This window comes from Mobiluncus sp., assembly GCF_985070215.1.
In genome coordinates this window covers 1-17,111 of record NZ_CFKZQR010000013.1, presented here as the reverse complement: position 1 = coordinate 17,111, position 17,111 = coordinate 1, and the positions used below count along the sequence as shown (strand labels likewise).

Here is a 17,111-nt window from a genome sequence, read left to right as displayed (position 1 = left end):
AAGACTTAGAGCATACAGCTGACGCAGCCTTGCACTTCGGTGCCTTCCAGGGCAGCTTGGCGCAGACGGATGTAGTACAGCGACTTGATGCCTTTGCGCCAGGCGTAAATCTGGGCTTTATTCACGTCACGAGTCGTAATCGTGTCCGGGAAGAACAGAGTCAGGCTCAGCCCCTGATCCACGTGCTTCGTGGCCTCAGCGTAGGTGTCGATAATCTTTTCATACCCGATTTCGTAAGCATCCTGATAGTAGTCCAGGTTGTCGTTGGTCATGTAGGGAGCCGGATAGTACACCCGGCCAATCTTGCCCTCCTTGCGGATTTCAATCTTGGAGGCGATGGGGTGAATCGACGAGGTCGAGTTATTGATGTAAGAAATCGATCCGGTGGGCGGAATGGCCTGCAAGTTTTGGTTGTACATACCGTCGCGCTTGATGTCCGCGGCTAGGGCCCGCCAATCTTCCGGGGTTGGCAGGTGGATCGAGGATTTCTCGAACAGTTCGCGAACCTTGGCGGTCTTTGGGGTCCAGTCCCCGTGAAGATACTTTTCAAAGTATTCTCCACTGGCGTACTGGGAACGTTCGAAACCCTCAAAAGTCACGCCGCGCTCTACTGCCAAAGCGTGAGACGCCTTGAGGGCATAGAACGCCGTGGCGTAAAAGTACATATTCGTAAAGTCCAGACCTTCGTCCGAACCGTAGAAAATCCGGTTTTTCGCCAAACAGCCGTGCAAGTTCATCGCTCCCAAACCGATGGCGTGAGACATCGAGTTGCCGCGCTGGATAGTCGGCACGCACTCTACGTTCGTCAAATCCGACACCGCAGTCAAAGCGCGAATCGCCACGTTGATGGATTTCGCAAAATCGGGGGATTCCAAGGTTTTGGCGATGTTCATGGAACCGAGGTTGCAAGAAATATCTTTGCCAACTTTCGCGTACGACAGGTCCTCATTCAATACGGAGGGCTCGGATACCTGGAGAATCTCGGAGCACAGGTTTGACATGATGATGCGTCCGTCAATCGGGTTTGCCCGGTTCACGGTGTCCTCGAAAACGATGTAGGGATAGCCGGACTCGAATTGGATTTCCGCCAAGGTTTGGAAAAACTTGCGGGCGTCAATCTTTTTCTTGCGGATGTTAGGGTTGTCAACCATCTCCCGGTACTTTTCCGTGACGGAAATATCGCTGAAAGGCACCCCGTAAACCTGTTCGACATCGTAGGGACTAAACAGGTACATCGGTTCTTTGTTGCGTGCCAGCTCGAAAGTGATGTCGGGAACCATGACCCCCAGGGACAGGGTCTTGATGCGAATCTTTTCGTCTGCGTTCTCACGCTTGGTGTCCAAGAAAGACATGATGTCAGGGTGGAACGCGCTGATGTAGACCGCTCCCGCGCCCTGGCGAGCCCCCAGCTGGTTTGCGTACGAAAAAGAATCTTCCAGCAGCTTCATCACCGGAACCACCCCGGAAGACTGGTTTTGAATCTTTTTAATCGGAGCGCCCGCCTCGCGCAGATTCGTCAGCAGCAAAGCGACGCCGCCCCCGCGCTTGGACAGCTGCAGGGCGGAGTTGATGCCCCGGGCGATGGACTCCATATTGTCCTCCAGGCGCACCAGGAAGCACGAAACCATCTCTCCACGAGCTTTCTTTCCGGCGTTGAGGAAAGTGGGGGTGGCGGGCTGGTAGCGTCCCGTAATGATTTCTTCCATGATGTCCACGGCCAACTGTTCATCGCCGCGTGCCAGGTACAACGCCACCATGCATACGCGATCTTCGAAACGTTCCAGGTAACGCTTGCCGTCAAACGTCTTTAGCGTGTAGGAAGTGTAGTACTTGAACGCCCCCAGGAAAGTCGGGAAACGGAACTTGTGACTGTAGGCCTTTTCGTACAGGGACTTGATGAACTCAAAACTGTACTGTTTGAGAGTTTCCGCCTCGTAGTAGCCTTCCTCGACTAGGTAGTCGAGCTTCTCTTTCAAATCGTGGAAGAACACCGTGTTCTTGTTCACATGCTGTAAGAAGTACTGGCGAGCAGCTTCCTGGTCCGCATCGAACTGGATTTTCCCATCCTCACCGTAGAGGTTCAGTTTCGCGTTTAGCGAGTGGTAATCGTGTTCGGGGTCGAGGAATTCGTCTTCGAGTGTGTCAGTCATGACTCCGGAGACGCCGGGGAGTCCGATTCCGCTTGTTGAGAGTGTAGGTTCGCCCAAAATTCTTCCAATCCTTTTCTGACTGCAGTTACATCTTCCGGGGTTCCCAATAGTTCAAATTTGTACAGGAAGGGAACCTTGAGTTTGCGAGAAAGTACTTTGCCGGCGATGCAATAGGCCTCGCCGAAATTGATATTTCCGCTGGAAATTACGCCGCGGCATAAGTTGCGGTTGTGTTCGATGTTCAAAAACTTGATGACTTGTTTGGGGACTGCCTTACTGGTGTCCCCGCCGCCGTATGAGGGCACCATGAGCACATATTCCTCATCGACCAACAAAGGTTCAGAACCGGGGTGCAACGGGATACGCAACGCCGGAACACCGACACGTTCCACGAATCGTTTGGTGTTCTCAGTTGCGGAGGAAAAATAAACCAATAACCCCACGGTTTTGCCTTACTTCAATGCGGTTTTTCTAGCTGATTCACAAGGTTTTCCGGTCGCACTAACGGGGCGCGGCGGCGTGGCACGCACTCAACTCCGAGCCGGTGGCGCGCAGTGGGCGAACCGGGATGTCGCGGTTAAATAGCGGCAGCGGTGAGTGCCGCGATGGCGAGAGCCTTGATTTTATCGGGACGGAACCCGGACCAGGAATCATCGCCGGCAAAAACGACGGGAGCCTGTTGGAATCCCAGGCTCTTGATGTGATCGAGAGCGTTCACGTCCTCGGTCAGGTCGACGGTTTCGTAGTCCAGACCCTGTTTGTCCAGAGCGCGCTTCGTTGCGTTGCACTGAACACAGTTAGGTTTCGTGTAAAGAGTGATACTCATCTCTAGGCTTCCTCCGCAATATCTCCCAGTGTGTGGTTTTCCTGCGGCAATTTCGTGGACCGCGAAGCGAAAACTACAACGTTGTTATTCTACCAGCACTGAAAAGTCCTGTCGAGTTCAAAACACTACACCTTGTGGGCAGGTGTGTCTACCACCACTACATATAGTGGTCGGTTTTTTCTCCCCGCCACCTGTGGACAAGTCCGATTTCAGCTGTGGACGAGGTTGTGTATAGCTGTGTCAGCCCACGTAATAGGGCTAAGTTACATGGGTGTAGTTATCCACAGTTTGTGCAAAAAGTAATTTTTAGAAAAATGACAGCTTCGGCGTGTCGCCAGAATTTTGGGGAAGCTATAGAATTTTGACTATGGAAATCGAGAAAACTAACGTGGAATCTTTTCAGCTTGATCACACCAAAGTCAAGGCTCCATTCGTGCGGGTGGCACACCAAGAAACCTTGCCTGGTGGGGATGAGTTCATTAAGTACGATGTGCGGTTTTGCCAGCCCAACGTGGAGCATCTAGATATGCCGGTGGTGCACTCTTTGGAGCACAGCATGGCGGAACACATGCGTGACCACACGGACAAACTGCTAGATTTCTCGCCGATGGGATGCCAGACAGGCTTTTATGCGATGACCTTAGGCCTCCAGCCGGAAGAATTTATGTCTGTATTGGAAGCAACCCTTGTTGACGTGGTTAACATGACTGAGGTGCCGGCGGCGAATGAAGTCCAATGTGGTTGGGGCCAGAGCCACAGCTTGGCAGGAGCGCAAGCCGCGGCGCAAAAGATGCTGGACCATAGAGAAGAGTGGGGTCGCATCTATTCCCACTAAAGCGGATTCCCCGGCTGTGTCGGGAAACTGAGACTACTTGACTTCCTCAGGTTCACGCAGTCCCAACAGGCACAGCGCCACCAGGAAACTCAGGCGAGCCACGTCCCCGGCTCGGGAGTAGTTTTCCGCCGCCGCTTCGGGCCCGCACAAATCACTGATACCCCGGATTGCCAGGAAGGGGACCTCGACCCCGTAAGCAACCTGGGCCAAAGCCGCTGACTCCATATCGACCGTGGTCGCCTCGGGATAGCGTTCCCTCAGCTGCAAAGCAGTCTCGGTGCCTACGAATTGGTCAGCAGAGAGAAACTCCCCGCTGCGGGTGCGTGACCCAGCTAGCTGTTCGGGCAGAGCCTGAAAACGACCCAACAGGTCTCCGTCAGCTAAATAACGTTCGGGCATTCCCGGAATCTGACCCAGGGCGTAACCAAATTCGCGGGCATCGGCGGTGGAAAACAGGCAAGACGAAGCCGCGACTACGTCCCGGACTTGTGAATTCGCATCCAAACCGCCAGCTGAACCGCAGCTAAAAATGTAACGTGGGGAAACATAGGTCAGGGCTGCAGCCAGCGAACTGGCAGCGTTGACCAGCCCGATTCCGGTAGTCAACAGGGCAATCGTGGCGTCCTCAATCTGGAGCAGTTGTAAGCTGCCTTTCGCACCCAAACGCACCAGATTCCCTCCGCCCTTAGCCAGGTCCCACAGGGGCGCCGCTTCGTCCTCCATCGCGGCGGTAATGATGGCCAGAACCGGAATGCGAGCCGGGGGCAGGGGAAGATTCAGGTCGCGGTCAACTGACATATCGAGCCTTTCGTGTGACTGAGTAGCGAATGGGTCATTTCCAGGAAATCTCGAAACAAAATTGTAGAGCATATTTGGACTGTCCTGCTGGTTTCGGTTTTTCCAGGCTTAACCTGGTGGCATAGCTAAAGCATAGAAATAAGACCAACAGTGCCGATAACTGCATTGCTCGCAACAAAAATGAAGATTAAACACCCCAGCAGAAGGCCACGGCGATGCCCTCGCTGCGTACACGTGGGGCCGCCGGAAGATTTCCCCCTTAGCTTCATGGTAAAATCATGGCTCGTGCTGAAAAGCGCGACTAGGTAGAGTGTCCGAGCGGCCGAAGGTGCAGCACTCGAAATGCTGTGTGGGGCAACCCACCGTGGGTTCAAATCCCACCTCTACCGCAAATTTGGGAGGCTTTATGGCTAAACCTAGCGAGACGCCGGCAGTCCCGGTGAACGTGGAGGAGCTGACGAAAGACTGGCCGGCACTTCTCGCCATAACTGCGGCTCAGGTGCGCCAAGCCCGGGCGAACCATCCCGGTCCCTTCTTTGTGGTACTCGACGATGACCCTACCGGCACCCAATCAGTCTGCGACTTACCGGTGCTGATGAACTGGGAAGAGACGGATTTTCTCTGGGCTCTCGGCACCGCCGCGCCAGCCGTTTACGTGGTGACCAATACTCGCTCTCTGGATCCGGATTCTGCCCGCCGGGTCAACCAGGAAATCGTGGACGCGGCAACCCGTGCGGGCGCAGCACTGGGGCGGGAAGTCGCGTTTATTTCACGGTCTGATTCCACCTTGCGCGGACATTTCCCCCTGGAACCCAATACGATTGGCACCGAGTTAGAAAAGCGTGGCCAAACTGTTGACGGGGTCATTATCGTGCCGGCGTTCCCTGAGGCTGGACGTATCACTGTCGGTGGGGTTCACTATGCCGGCTCGCCGCGTCAAGGTTTCATTCCAGTAGGTCAATCAGAGTTCGCTAAGGACGCGACCTTTGGGTATAAACAATCGGATTTGGCGCAGTGGGTCGAGGAAAAATCGGCGGGCCAATACCGGGCCGAAGCGGTTATCCGGATTGATTTGCAGGATTTGCGTCACCGGGAAGCGGAGGAGGCGCTGCATAAGCTATTGTCCGCCTCAAACCGCCAACCGCTCATCTGTGATGCCCTCACCGAGGATGACCTGCGGCTCTTAGCTCTAGCGGTCATTCAGGCCGAAGCACAGGGGAAACGATTTATCTATCGCACCGGTCCTGCTTTCGTGCGGGCTCGCCTGGGGCAAGACATTCCCCGTACGCTACAGACCCCGGATATTGCTCCGACGCGGATTCCCGATTCCGATTCCGACAGGACCTCCGTTCCCGGCGGTCTCATCGTGGTGGGTTCCCACGTGGGTCTGACGACCCGGCAACTGGCTCGATTAGAGTCATGTATACCCCTGAAGCAGGTTGAAATCGAGGTGGCAGCGGTTATTAGCCAGGATCAGCCCGGCGCATTTATTCAGCAGGTCGTGAGTGAAGTCTGTCAGGCTTTAGAGAGCGGTTCAGTGGTGGTTTACACCTCCCGTAACCTGGTAAAAGGCCAGGATCGGGAAGACTCGCTGCGTATTGCCCGCCTGGTTTCGCAGGCGGTGGTGCGCGTCGTGCAGGGAGTTATCGCCACGGTCAAACCGCGGTTTGTGGTCGCGAAAGGGGGCATTACATCCTCCGATGTGGCGGCGAAAGGCCTGGAGATGCGTCGTGCCTGGGTGCGCGGCCCCATGCTGGAGGGGTTGGTGTCGCTTTGGAGTGCCTCAGACGGTCCTGGGGTGGGTATTCCTTACGTGATTTTTCCGGGCAACGTGGGGGACGAAAATTCCTTGCGACAGGTAGTCGAGAAACTCACGGTTTGACCCGGGTCGTGCTGTAGCCTACCTGCGCTCCCCAAAGAACTCTCTCAACAGGGCTTTTACGCGAGGTTCATCTACCCCGCCTTTGACCTCTACCTGATGGTTAAGCCGGCTATCGCGCACCACATCGCGTACCGACCCGCAGGCACCGGCTTTCGCATCCCAAGCGCCAAAAATAAGCCGCGAAATCCGCGCGTTCACGATGGCTCCGGCACACATCGTGCAAGGCTCCAGCGTCACCACTAGGGTACACCCCTTGAGATTCCAACGTTCCAGCCGGCCCGCAGCTTCCCGTAGCGCCACAATTTCCGCATGAGCGCTGGGATCGTAAGGCGGACACTCGCGCTGGTTCAGCCCCAATCCCGCCACTATCCCCTCCGGGGTTAACACGACGGCGCCGACCGGGACGTCTCCGCCCTGTCCCGACTGCTGAGCAAGATGAAACGCGGTATCCAACGCCCGCACTTCTGCCGGGGACAAACCGAAAGCCGCGCCCCCGCCTGGTGAATTCTCGGAGGAATCGCCGGAAAGATTGGGAACAGAGGGAATACCGGAGGAAACCATAGAGTAACTCTAACCGACCCGAGTGAACTTCACGCGAGGCGGGGTGCTTTCGCGGTAAGTTAAAACCATGCACTTATATGTTGCGGATCATCCGCTGATTAACCATAAATTGACCCTGTTGCGCGACAAAAACACGCCGTCGCCGATGTTTCGCCAGCTCGTGGACGAGTTGATGACCTTGCTGGCCTATGAATCAACCCGCAATGTTCGGGTAGAGACGATTGACGTAGAAACCCCTATCACCAAGACACAAGGCCAGGTTATGGCAGACCCGCGTCCTATCGTGATTCCGATTTTGCGGGCCGGTTTGGGGATGCTGGAAGGCATGACTCGCTTGTTGCCGACCGCGGAAGTCGGATTTTTGGGAATGAAACGCGACGAACAGACCCTCGCGATTGAAACCTACGCTAACCGGTTGCCCAGCGACCTGTCCGGGCGTCAGTGCTTTATCGTTGACCCGATGCTGGCGACGGGCGGGACCTTGGTGGCGGCTATCAACTACGTGTTGGAACGCGGTGCTCGGGATGTCACCTGTACGTGTATTCTGGCTGCTCCTGAGGGGATTAAGGCCGTGACTGATGCTGTGGGGGACCGGGCGGAAGTGACGGTTGTCGTGGCTGGGGTGGATGACCATCTGAACGAGGATGCCTACATTGTGCCCGGTTTGGGTGATGCCGGAGATCGTCTCTACGGGCTGGTCTGAACAGCGATTTCATTAAAACTATTGGCGGTCAAGGTTTTGCCTTGACTGCCAATAGTTTTAGCTCTCGAATCAGAACGCCGGGATGACCGACTGATTCGGCCAGGTGTCCTCAATGTATTTCTTGGTCACGTCAGAATGCAGCAGCTCATCGAGCTTCTTAATGGCTTCGAGCTTGTCCTTTTCATCGGCGCGCCACACCAAGACGTTCACGGCAGGGTTACCTTCCGGGTCTTCCAAAGACAAAGCATCAGCCGGATTCAAGCCCCCACCTTGAGCATAGTTGCCGTTGATAACGGCAATATCCACGTCAGGCAGCAGGGATGGCTCTGTGGCTCCATCAACTTCGGTGAACTGGAAACCGTGCGGATTAGCGTCTGGATTAGCCTTAACGTTTACGACCGAGATGTCTTTCATGCCCTTCAACTGCAGCAAATCATTGTTCTCTAGCAGTATGAGTTGGCGTGCCTGGTTCGACGGGTCGTTAATGATGGCAATCTTGGCGCCATCTTTGAGCTCATCGAGACTCTTGATTTTACTGGAATAAATGCCCATCGGCTCCAGGTGAATACCCTTGCCGGCAGTGAATTTGTAACCGCGAGAGGCTGATTGTTCCTCGAGATAGGGTACGGTTTGGTAATAGTTGGCATCGATGTCCCCAGACTTCAAAGCCTCGTTGGGTTGGATGTAATCAGAAAATTCCTGAACTTTAATGGTGATGCCAGCCTTTTCAGCGGCACCGGAATCCTGCAGGTACTGCAGAATCTTGGCGTGCGGGGTGGGAGAAGCGCCAACGGTCACAACATTTGCGTCACCGGTGCCGCCTCCGCCGCAAGCAGTCAAAGAAATAGCCAGAGCACCAGCGCCCAAAACTGCGGCGGCACGAGTCAAAAATTTGTTCATGATGTCCCTTTCCCTCGAGTTCATGTTAACAATGAAAGGATAGTAAAGATTCGAGAAAATAAGAAAAAACCGGCAGAACAGACCGTGAAACCGGGTGCTGTACCAAGCCGGGAAACCCCGTAAACGTGCGCGAAAGGGGAGTTGAACCCCTACCCCATCACTGGGACACGGACCTGAACCGTGCGCGTCTACCAATTCCGCCACTCGCGCGTGTGCGGTTGTTCACAAAAACAACGCCATAAAAAGATACCTAAACTATGTCAGTTCGGCAAATTTTAGGGTTTGTCGGGAGTGGTTGGCACGGTGAGGAGGACGCAGGGTGCCAATCATTTCTTGGGGAGTTGGTGAGGAAAAGTTGAACTCACTTGCGATTTATCTAGGTAGGTTGGCTCGCTGAGGAGCCAGCTCGCAGCCCTAAGCGGGAGCTTGTTTGAAAATACGGGGAAAGTTTAATTCTTCTTTACAGAATCATGCGCCCCCACCTGTTTCAACCTTGTACAATGGTGTCCAGGTATATGTATGTTCGAGGAGGATTACAGGTTTATGACTGGCGTAAATGTGCCCGGCAACGGTCAGGGGGGCAGACCTGCGCCTAAACCTGCAAATGCCAACCCGAACCTGGTTTCCTTGGGCGGTACCCCCTCTGGAGCGGTTCCACTTAATCAGGCAGCGGTTCCTTTGAACCCGGAAGCTGTTCCTCCCCAAAACTACGGTGGTGCGCCCCGCAACGGTAATTTAGTTTCCTTAGATGGGGAGATGGGAGGTGCGGTGCCTCTCAACGCAGCCGCGCCATACAACAACGGGTCGGTACCTCTGCGTGGGGAATATAGCGGCATGGACGGCGTGATGGGAATGCCACCAGCTGCACCAATGGGAATGCCGGCGTACAACCCAAACACCCAGTCCCCGAATCCGAATGCATATGCTGATTACGGCTATGGGAATCCCAACATAACTCAGCCGCCTTTCTCCGGCGGTCAGATGCCTGTTTCCAATCCTGCAGGGTATCCAGATTATTCAGGATACCCTGCGCAAAACCAGCCGAGTGTCCCCCGTCAGCCGGGAACCCCACCCCAGCAGCCCGCCGGATATCCCCCGATGGGAGCGCCTGCTGCCCGGTACGAACCCCAGCCCATGGATCCTCGCCAGGTGGCACAACTCACGGAGGAACAGCATCCTGATTTGCAAGACATCCGCACACGGGTGCCCTTTAACATGCCGACTTTGGGGTCCGACCAGTCTGCCGTGGTCGGTCGTGCCTCTCGGCGCAAAAAGCGTGATGCCAGCCGGGGGGAAAACAAATCCGAAGGTATACGGGGGAGCTTCACCCTTCCCGGAGACCCGAATGCGGGCCTATCCCTAAAGGAACTGTTGGGTCAGCCCGTGTCAAATATGGCTGCGGCGACAATTCTGAGTCCCAAAGAAATCGAAGATTCTGACGGACTGCAGATGCGAGCCGTAGGTTTGGCTGTGGGTGAAGTACCCGAGGTGGATGCCCGCTACGAAATTCCTTACATTGCTCGCGAACACCCGTCGTATTACACCGGCTACGAAATCAGCCTGATTATGGAGTCCATTCGCGATCCCGAACATGCCCGTCAGGTTCTGGCCCGTATCGTCGCGATTCCGCGATGGATTCGCTGGGTCATTTCCTTGTTCGGCGGCGTGTGCGGGGCGGCTGTATCCGCTTTGAACGCCTTCCTTTCCTTGATTGCCTTTACCGTGTTGATGGCGATTGTGCTGCTCTTCACCTACGCTTTTGCCAGCCGTATCGGTTCGGGACGTTTCTATGATCCGACCGGGTACAAGGTCATTTGGTTGGGGTCTTTTATGCCCATTGGTTTACTGTCTGCCATTATTGTGGCGCGCTCAATGGTGGGACAGCCCTGGCTGGCTATTATTGCTTTTGTCGTCACTACGACTTGCGGGATTTTGTGGACCACCTGGATTCAAAAGTTCCAGGTGCGCCGTCTGCTCTCTTCTGAGATTCCCGATGAGCCTATCGATGAATAACTAGTCGACTTGGATTAGGGATTCCCCTGCATCGAAAACGGGACGCTGTAGCTAACAGAGGCTAAAACGGGACGACTGTCACAGTCACTTTGGTGATTACCCAAGCCAGGAACCACACTGTGCCCCAGCCTATAGACAGGAAAGACAGGCCGAAAGTGGCTCGCAGCAGCCCGTCTCCGGGTTGGCGTTCGCAAGAGAGAGCGCGCGCCCGCAGCATCCCGCCCGCCAGCACTGCCACGACGATGGCAGCTATCGAAAAAAACATCGGCACCACGAAACTGACCAGAGTAATCACGAACAACGTAATGACGATGCCGGGGATTTTTTGTGTGGAGTCAGTGTACCCGGGTCGGGAAAAAACCTCTCGCGGGTCAACCTTTTCCAGGCCGGGAAAATCCGAAACATAGGCATCGCTCACGTGTTTAGCCTAATGCAACAGGCGTTTTTTTGCGCAACGGAGGCCGTATTAGGATGGGAGGGACAAATTCGGGAGTCTGCAAGGAAGGACGAAATATGTCAGAAACGAAAACCGGTAATTTCAAGTGGAAATTGCATGGGGACGGCAAGCACATTACTACCGGTGAGGTAGTACAGCCCAACGAGCGTCTAACTTGGCCGCGAACCATCGGTATCGGGGCTCAACATATTGTCGCTATGTTCGGCGCGACCTTCCTGGTTCCGTTGCTGACCGGGTTTTCTCCCGCAACCACCCTGTTCTTTACGGGTGTGGGCACCATCCTGTTTATTCTCATCACTTCCGGACGCTTGCCTTCGTATTTGGGTTCATCTTTTGCGTTGATTGCGCCCATCGGTGCGGTCACCGGTTACGTTTCCGGGGGCGGAGCTCCCATCGACTCTGACAAGATGGCTCTGGCACAAGGCGGGGTGATTTCCGCCGGCGCCTTGCTGCTGTTGGTCGGTGTGTTAGTTCACTTCGCTGGTGCGGCCTGGATTGACCGGATTATGCCACCGATTGTGACGGGGGCTATCGTTTCCCTCATTGGTTTCAACCTGGCTCCTTCGGCATGGAATAACGTCCAGCAGGCTCCCGTGACGGCCACCGTGACCATCGTGTCCGTCCTGCTGATTACCGTACTGTTCAAGGGCATCATCGGACGTTTATCGATTCTCATCGGGGTGCTTATCGGCTATGCGACCGCGGTGATTCGCCACGAAGTGAACTTTGAAGCTATCAGCAAAGCCGACTGGGTGGGCCTACCGACTTTCCACGCTCCGGCGTTTAGCCCCGCCCTGTTGGGCTTGTTCCTTCCGGTAGTGTTGGTTCTCATCGCCGAAAACGTGGGACACGTAAAGTCCGTGTCCGCCATGACCGGTCAGAATCTCGATGACCTGACGGGTCGGGCTTTGATTGCGGACGGTTTGTCCACCATGATTGCCGGCAGCGGCGGCGGTTCTGGTACAACCACCTATGCCGAAAACATCGGCGTGATGGCCGCGACTCGGGTTTACTCCACCGTGGCTTACATCATTGCCGCTATCGGGGCTCTGGCCCTGTCCCTGTTGCCCAAGTTCGGTGAGATTATCGCCACCATTCCGCCGGGGGTTCTGGGTGGAGCCGCGACGATTCTGTACGGCATGATTGGGATGCTCGGAGTGCGTATCTGGGTCCAGAACCAGGTGGATTTCGCTGACCCGGTGAACCTGAATACGGCCGCGGTGGCGATGGTGATGGCTATCGCGAACTACACCTTGGTCATCGGCGACGTGAAGTTCGAGGGTATCGCGATGGGTTCCTTCGGCGCCATCATCATGTACCACGTCATGCGGGCGATTTCTAACGTTCGTGGCACCAAACTGGAGCAGGCCTCCCCGGCTTCCGCCCCGGCCGGAACGGAATTGCATTCCGAAGCCTACGCTAAGCGTCACGCGGATCAAGAACTCCGAGCCACGCAAGGCCAAAACGATGCCCAGAATTGAAGCAAAGGACCTGCTCGGCCAGGGTGATTCCCAGGAGATACGCGCCAAACGGAGACGACGCACCCTGGCTCGCCAAACCGTGATTTTCGGCTGGATTGTGCTAGCGATGGCTGCGGTTTTGGTGGTTTCCCTGCCTTTTGCTATGGGTTTGGTTTCTCTGCCTTTCGGTAATTCTTTTGTTTTGTCCGAGGAGGCAAAGGCGAAAGTGCCGCCATGCGCTCCGAAGGGAAAGCCGGTTTCCTTACAGGGAGTGACGGTAAACATATTCAACGGATCTTCCCAAAACGGTCTGGCCACGCAAACGGCACAGCGACTGAAAGGTTTTGGCGTCAAGGTGAACGTGGTAGGGAATTCGCCCGATTCCTACGCCGGGGCAGCTCGCATTAACACCAGCAAGAAAAATGTGGCGAAAGCATTTTCGTTGGCGCGTGCCCTGCCGGAAGCTGACGTCAGGATTGATTTGAATCGCGGCTCAGAGATTAACGTCCTGTTGGGGGAACAGTTCCAGGGTGCGCTCGCTATGGATAACCTCAGTGACGGCGATTTGGGACCCTATCCGCCGGCACCGAAAAACTGTCAGGAAGTTGACTGAGTGCACCACGAGGCTGGCGATTTCCCTGTTGAATTCTCAAAAAAACCGTTGGAAAGCTACCAACCGGACTTATCGGTCAACGATTTTGGCTATGCTTGAAAATAGTTTTGTCGCCTGAGAATGTAAAGAGTGCAGGTAAAACTCGTGAAAGGGGAACGGCGTGGGGTTGTTTTCTAAGGGTAGACCCGATACCAGCGGTCCGGTTCGCCCCTACCTTAAAAGTTTTGCCGGGTGGGAAGCGCCTTCTACGTTTGCCACCGTTGAGGATTCGCTAGAGCTACAAGATGATTTTGCGGCGCTGTTTGCCGGACACAACGTGGACGATATTCATGGCGCGGAAATAGATGACTGGGCTTACCTGGTGCGTGACCGCAACAATCCTGATGATTACGCGGCGGTCTGCGTGTGGGTGCAAGGCCACTTCGTGGGCTATTTGGATCACGCTACCGCCGGCAAATATGTGGTGGAACTCAATGGTCTTGATGCCCAAGAACTCAACCTGGTAGTGCCTTGCCACCTGTGGGCGCAACGTACCAAATCTAGGTTGGCAAACCGCGTGACCTTGAGCTTACCTCCTGTCGGTGGGGTGGGTCCGGTCAATATGTTCCCGAGAAAAGCCTTTACAATTTTGCCTCCTGGGGAAGAAATCCCTTTGGAGGATTACGATGACCACATTGCTCCGCTCCATCCGTATATTTCTACTGGCAAGACGGTGCCGGTGGCTCTGTGGATGCGGGAGGACGACGGCGGCTTGGGCGCCTATCTCGACAAGAAAACGTATATCGGACGAGTCCCCCTTCACGCGGCAGAGCTAATTGTGCCCCTGGTGCGGATTGCGGTGGCGCATAAACTCATCCCGATTGCCCGCGGTATGCTAACAGGTTCTAACATTCGTAACGACCTCACCATTGTCACGGGGGACACCCGGACGGTCGGTTCTCATTGGAAACCCACTCACGACGGCGGAAAGTGAGTGCGTGAGCGGCGCGAGACGGTGTACAATCTCCCGGCCGCGCTTTTGAAGCGGTCCTGACTAGGAAAAACGTCCCTTGTTTGTCAGGGACAAACAATTGTTTTTCTTTCAGAATCCTTTTAGGATTTATTCAAGGAACTGACGGAGTAGGCGTGGCGAAGAACAGCCTCAGCACGAAAAACAGCTCCTGGAAACTTGTGACAATCCAAACCAAGAAGGAGACTGAGTTGAAGAAGCTAACTCGTATCGCGGCGGCAGCTGGGGCAGCATTTCTAGGGTTGGGTCTGAGCGCCAATGCGGCTCTGGCTCTTCCGGCTCCTGCGGATCCCACTATTGACAATATTGGTGGCATTGAAGCCCCAAGTTCCCCGGGAGGAATTCCCGCCAATGGATACGGCCCTGATTACCACACGGCGATGGTGGGTTTGGGCCAAGCCGCTTTGCATCCGGGGATGACGCCTTTAGGTGCTAATGATTTCAACTGCCGACCGGCCCCAGGCACGGAACCGGTCGTCTTGATTCCGGGTACCAGCAATGATGCCTTTGGAGCCTGGTCCTACATGTCTCCACGCTTGAAGCAGGCCGGGTACTGCGTATTTACGTTTAACTACAACCCTGCGACCTCAAAGAACTCTAAGGGCGAAACCATCATCAACGACTCAAAAGCCTTCAGCGGAGATATCAAGCAAAGCGCCGCGTTTATGGCCGGTTTTGTGGATCGGGTCTTGGCGGCTACCGGTGCCACGAAGGTTGACTTGGTGGGGCATTCCCAGGGCGGTGGAGCGCTGCCGCGGGCGTACATCAAGTGGTACGGCGGAGACCAGAAAGTTGACCAGCTCATTGGCCTGACCCCGAACAACCACGGTACGACCTTGGGAGGAATGCTGAACCTAGTTAACTGGCTGCGTCAGGAAATTCCGACCCTTGACGACAAAGTGTTCCACAGCTCTAACCAGACAGGTTTAATGCAGCAGCTGGTCGGTTCGGAGTTCTTTAACCAGCTCAATGACGGTATTGAGGTTTACCCGAACATCGACTACACCGTGATTACCACCAAGTTGGACACGGTTGTTACCCCCTACACCAGCGAATTCCTGGAAGGCAGCAACGTCAATAACGTGGTGCTCCAAGACGTGTGCCCGGCAGATACGCATCGACACCAAAACATGACCTATAGTGATGTGGCGCTGCAGCTTGTGCTGCAAGAACTACAAGAGGATCGTTTATCCTGGCAGATTCCGGTGCAGTGCCAACGCTCCCAGCCTTACTTGAAGGCCTCTGATTTGTAATCTGGGGAGACCGAATAATTTTTGCCAACTCCCTGTCGGAGCCTTAACCTAGGGTTCCGACAGGGAGATTTTTTGAGTGATGAGGGAGTGAGTAAATCCGTGGACGGCGTGGAAGCATCGGGACACAACCAGAAGTCAGCTGAGAACGAGGGAAATAACTATCTCAGCGGTTACCTAGCGGCCTGGTTTAAAGTCATCGCTACCGGGATGATTACCCTGGTTGCTTTTGAAGCAATCGCGGTAAACACAGCCATGCCCTTCATCGTGGACCGTCTGGACGGCAAAAATCTGTTTGCGCTGGCAGCCGGAATCTCCATGTCCACCCAGTTGATCACCACCGCCCTAGCCGGGGCTTGGGTTGATACTAAAGGCCCGAAACCGGTAATTTACACGGGTATAGTGGCCTTCACCGGGGGACTGCTGGTGGCGAGTTTCGCCCCGAACATTTGGTTTGTCGTGGTGGGACGCGCGATTCAGGGCCTGGGCGGCGGTTTGCTGATTGTGCCCCTCTACGTGATGGTGGGCGCCTACGTCTTACCGCACAAGCAGCCGGCTTTTTTTGCGGTCTTTGCTATCGCCTGGGTGGTGCCTTCCCTGGTCGGCCCGCTGGTGGCGGGATTCCTGGTGGACTATGTGCATTGGCGTTTCGTTTTCGGAATTTGCCCAATCCTATTTCTGGTGTTTTTTCCGGTAGTGTGGCCCAAATTTCGCCAATTTCCTCCGCTGCATGACCCGGTGCCGTTCCGTCCCTCGCCCCGACTGCTTTGGGGTTCCATCTTTAGCGGCATCCTAATTGGCGCCCTGCAAGTCATCTCCGGGGTGGAACGTGAAACTGTCTCTCCGGTACTCATTATTGCTGCCTTAGTCCTGACCTTGGCGCTGTTCTTTGCGGCCCGTCCTATCCTTCCTCCCGGCACTTTCCGGGCGGTGCGCGGCGTCCCCTCCACCGTGGCGATGCGCGGACTGTTGAACGGCACTTTTGTCACCGTAGACCTTTACCTACCCCTGCTGCTGAAAGAAATTCACGGTTGGGGTCCCACCATGGCCGGCCTGTCCATGACGGTTTCGTCCATGACCTGGGCCTTCAGCTCGTGGATTCAGGGCCGGATTGTGAATCCAGCGCACCGCCGTTGGCTGATTATCATCGGTCCCATCATCCAGATTACGGGCACCCTGGTGGTACTCCTGGCAGTTGTGCCCGGTTTCAGCCCCTGGTTTGTGCTGGTGGGATGGGCCATCGCCGGTTCGGGTCAAGGCCTCATCTTCCCGCTGGCCACCGTCCACGCCCTCTCCCTGACCCCGCCCCAACGCCACGGCGAAGTCTCCGCAGCTCTGAACGTAGCCGACACCCTCGCGGCTGCTGCACTGGTGGCTTACGGCGGAATTACCTACGCCATGACCCTCTTTCTGGGGCCCTGGGCATTCGCTGCCACGATTGGTTTGATGGTGTTGATGATGTTTGTCCAATTCTGGGTCGGTACCAGGATTTTCGAGTTTCCATCACGCAAGTGAGACGCTAAAGTTGGTTGTAGTTAAACGTAAATACGCAGTACCCGGCCTGCTTCAAGCGTGGAGACATGTAGGACCAGGCTCCAAAGGCATCATTGCTGGTACCCGGAATCAAGACGACCGGTTCCGTGCCTGGGGCCGG

16 protein-coding genes and 2 tRNA genes are annotated in these 17,111 nt (G+C 55.3%); 10 read left to right on the top strand and 8 right to left on the bottom strand.

Annotated elements, in window-relative coordinates:
• Nucleotides 1-5 precede the first annotated feature (5 nt).
• The 3 genes from nrdE to nrdH form a co-directional block, all read right to left on the bottom strand.
• Nucleotides 6-2,150, bottom strand: coding sequence for a class 1b ribonucleoside-diphosphate reductase subunit alpha (gene nrdE / locus AC5LBQ_RS04220; protein WP_493264722.1), 2,145 nt, complete (start codon nt 2,148-2,150; stop codon nt 6-8).
• Complete coding sequence (nrdI, locus tag AC5LBQ_RS04215; RefSeq protein WP_297589495.1) at nt 2,147-2,593, bottom strand: class Ib ribonucleoside-diphosphate reductase assembly flavoprotein NrdI; 447 nt, start codon at nt 2,591-2,593, stop codon at nt 2,147-2,149. Before nrdI ends, nrdE begins: the two co-directional genes overlap by 4 nt.
• 134 nt (nt 2,594-2,727) lie before the next feature.
• Complete coding sequence (gene nrdH, locus AC5LBQ_RS04210; RefSeq protein ID WP_297589492.1) at nt 2,728-2,976, bottom strand: glutaredoxin-like protein NrdH; 249 nt, start codon at nt 2,974-2,976, stop codon at nt 2,728-2,730.
• A gap of 367 nt (nt 2,977-3,343) precedes the next feature.
• On the opposite strand from nrdH, the gene AC5LBQ_RS04205 reads away from it, so the two are divergent.
• The gene (locus AC5LBQ_RS04205; protein WP_493264729.1) at nt 3,344-3,811 is read left to right on the top strand and encodes an S-ribosylhomocysteine lyase; all 468 of its coding nucleotides are present in this window, start codon (nt 3,344-3,346) and stop codon (nt 3,809-3,811) included.
• Between the two features lie 33 nt (nt 3,812-3,844).
• Here the strand turns inward: AC5LBQ_RS04205 and mtnN are convergent, their stop codons facing one another.
• The gene (gene mtnN, locus AC5LBQ_RS04200; protein WP_493264721.1) at nt 3,845-4,609 is read right to left on the bottom strand and encodes a 5'-methylthioadenosine/S-adenosylhomocysteine nucleosidase; all 765 of its coding nucleotides are present in this window, start codon (nt 4,607-4,609) and stop codon (nt 3,845-3,847) included.
• A gap of 304 nt (nt 4,610-4,913) precedes the next feature.
• On the opposite strand from mtnN, the gene AC5LBQ_RS04195 reads away from it, so the two are divergent.
• Nucleotides 4,914-4,998: transfer RNA gene (locus AC5LBQ_RS04195), tRNA-Ser, on the top strand.
• 17 nt (nt 4,999-5,015) lie between these two features.
• A complete protein-coding gene (locus tag AC5LBQ_RS04190) occupies nt 5,016-6,491 on the top strand; it encodes a four-carbon acid sugar kinase family protein (protein ID WP_493264720.1) in 1,476 nt (491 codons plus the stop codon).
• Nucleotides 6,492-6,509: 18 nt separating this feature from the next.
• Here the strand turns inward: AC5LBQ_RS04190 and AC5LBQ_RS04185 are convergent, their stop codons facing one another.
• A complete protein-coding gene (locus AC5LBQ_RS04185; RefSeq protein ID WP_491680564.1) occupies nt 6,510-7,052 on the bottom strand; it encodes a nucleoside deaminase in 543 nt (180 codons plus the stop codon).
• Nucleotides 7,053-7,119: 67 nt separating this feature from the next.
• On the opposite strand from AC5LBQ_RS04185, the gene upp reads away from it, so the two are divergent.
• Nucleotides 7,120-7,755 (top strand): uracil phosphoribosyltransferase, encoded by a 636-nt coding sequence (gene upp, locus AC5LBQ_RS04180; protein WP_282922350.1) that lies wholly within the window; start codon nt 7,120-7,122, stop codon nt 7,753-7,755.
• Between the two features lie 69 nt (nt 7,756-7,824).
• Here upp and AC5LBQ_RS04175 read toward each other — a convergent pair whose 3' ends face one another.
• Both AC5LBQ_RS04175 and AC5LBQ_RS04170 read right to left on the bottom strand, forming a co-directional pair.
• Nucleotides 7,825-8,655, bottom strand: a complete 831-nt coding sequence (locus AC5LBQ_RS04175; RefSeq protein ID WP_295026297.1) for a MetQ/NlpA family ABC transporter substrate-binding protein — start codon at nt 8,653-8,655, stop codon at nt 7,825-7,827.
• Nucleotides 8,656-8,781: 126 nt separating this feature from the next.
• Nucleotides 8,782-8,865, bottom strand: a tRNA-Leu gene (locus tag AC5LBQ_RS04170).
• Nucleotides 8,866-9,198: 333 nt separating this feature from the next.
• On the opposite strand from AC5LBQ_RS04170, the gene AC5LBQ_RS04165 reads away from it, so the two are divergent.
• The gene (locus AC5LBQ_RS04165) at nt 9,199-10,668 is read left to right on the top strand and encodes a hypothetical protein (protein ID WP_493264719.1); all 1,470 of its coding nucleotides are present in this window, start codon (nt 9,199-9,201) and stop codon (nt 10,666-10,668) included.
• Nucleotides 10,669-10,729: 61 nt separating this feature from the next.
• Here the strand turns inward: AC5LBQ_RS04165 and AC5LBQ_RS04160 are convergent, their stop codons facing one another.
• Nucleotides 10,730-11,086: a hypothetical protein gene (locus AC5LBQ_RS04160; protein ID WP_493264718.1), complete on the bottom strand. Its 357-nt coding sequence runs from the start codon at nt 11,084-11,086 to the stop codon at nt 10,730-10,732.
• Nucleotides 11,087-11,181: 95 nt separating this feature from the next.
• Here AC5LBQ_RS04160 and AC5LBQ_RS04155 point away from each other — a divergent pair, with 95 nt between their 5' ends.
• The 5 genes from AC5LBQ_RS04155 (at nt 11,182) to AC5LBQ_RS04135 (ending at nt 16,972) form a co-directional block, all read left to right on the top strand.
• On the top strand, nt 11,182-12,606 hold the full coding sequence (locus AC5LBQ_RS04155) for a uracil-xanthine permease family protein (RefSeq protein ID WP_493264717.1): 1,425 nt from the start codon (nt 11,182-11,184) through the stop codon (nt 12,604-12,606).
• Nucleotides 12,593-13,198 carry a LytR C-terminal domain-containing protein gene (locus tag AC5LBQ_RS04150; protein WP_295026290.1) on the top strand — a complete coding sequence of 202 codons (606 nt, stop codon included), beginning with the start codon at nt 12,593-12,595 and terminating at the stop codon, nt 13,196-13,198. Before AC5LBQ_RS04155 ends, AC5LBQ_RS04150 begins: the two co-directional genes overlap by 14 nt.
• Before the next feature lie 160 nt (nt 13,199-13,358).
• Complete coding sequence (locus AC5LBQ_RS04145) at nt 13,359-14,171, top strand: hypothetical protein (protein WP_493264716.1); 813 nt, start codon at nt 13,359-13,361, stop codon at nt 14,169-14,171.
• 152 nt (nt 14,172-14,323) lie between these two features.
• Nucleotides 14,324-15,460, top strand: coding sequence for an esterase/lipase family protein (locus AC5LBQ_RS04140; protein ID WP_493264715.1), 1,137 nt, complete (start codon nt 14,324-14,326; stop codon nt 15,458-15,460).
• Nucleotides 15,461-15,532: 72 nt separating this feature from the next.
• Nucleotides 15,533-16,972 (top strand): MFS transporter, encoded by a 1,440-nt coding sequence (locus AC5LBQ_RS04135; protein ID WP_493264714.1) that lies wholly within the window; start codon nt 15,533-15,535, stop codon nt 16,970-16,972.
• The last annotated feature ends 139 nt before the right edge of the window (nt 16,973-17,111 follow it).

What these genes read in the sequence shown, in the direction of transcription:
- nrdE (WP_493264722.1), bottom strand. Translation starts at nt 2,150, where the DNA reads ATGACTGACACACTCGAAGACGAATTCCTCGACCCCGAACACGATTAC.
- nrdH (WP_297589492.1), bottom strand. Translation starts at nt 2,976, where the DNA reads ATGAGTATCACTCTTTACACGAAACCTAACTGTGTTCAGTGCAACGCA.
- AC5LBQ_RS04205 (WP_493264729.1), top strand. Translation starts at nt 3,344, where the DNA reads ATGGAAATCGAGAAAACTAACGTGGAATCTTTTCAGCTTGATCACACC.
- mtnN (WP_493264721.1), bottom strand. Translation starts at nt 4,609, where the DNA reads ATGTCAGTTGACCGCGACCTGAATCTTCCCCTGCCCCCGGCTCGCATT.
- AC5LBQ_RS04190 (WP_493264720.1), top strand. Translation starts at nt 5,016, where the DNA reads ATGGCTAAACCTAGCGAGACGCCGGCAGTCCCGGTGAACGTGGAGGAG.
- AC5LBQ_RS04185 (WP_491680564.1), bottom strand. Translation starts at nt 7,052, where the DNA reads ATGGTTTCCTCCGGTATTCCCTCTGTTCCCAATCTTTCCGGCGATTCC.
- upp (WP_282922350.1), top strand. Translation starts at nt 7,120, where the DNA reads ATGCACTTATATGTTGCGGATCATCCGCTGATTAACCATAAATTGACC.
- AC5LBQ_RS04175 (WP_295026297.1), bottom strand. Translation starts at nt 8,655, where the DNA reads ATGAACAAATTTTTGACTCGTGCCGCCGCAGTTTTGGGCGCTGGTGCT.
- AC5LBQ_RS04165 (WP_493264719.1), top strand. Translation starts at nt 9,199, where the DNA reads ATGACTGGCGTAAATGTGCCCGGCAACGGTCAGGGGGGCAGACCTGCG.
- AC5LBQ_RS04155 (WP_493264717.1), top strand. Translation starts at nt 11,182, where the DNA reads ATGTCAGAAACGAAAACCGGTAATTTCAAGTGGAAATTGCATGGGGAC.
- AC5LBQ_RS04150 (WP_295026290.1), top strand. Translation starts at nt 12,593, where the DNA reads ATGCCCAGAATTGAAGCAAAGGACCTGCTCGGCCAGGGTGATTCCCAG.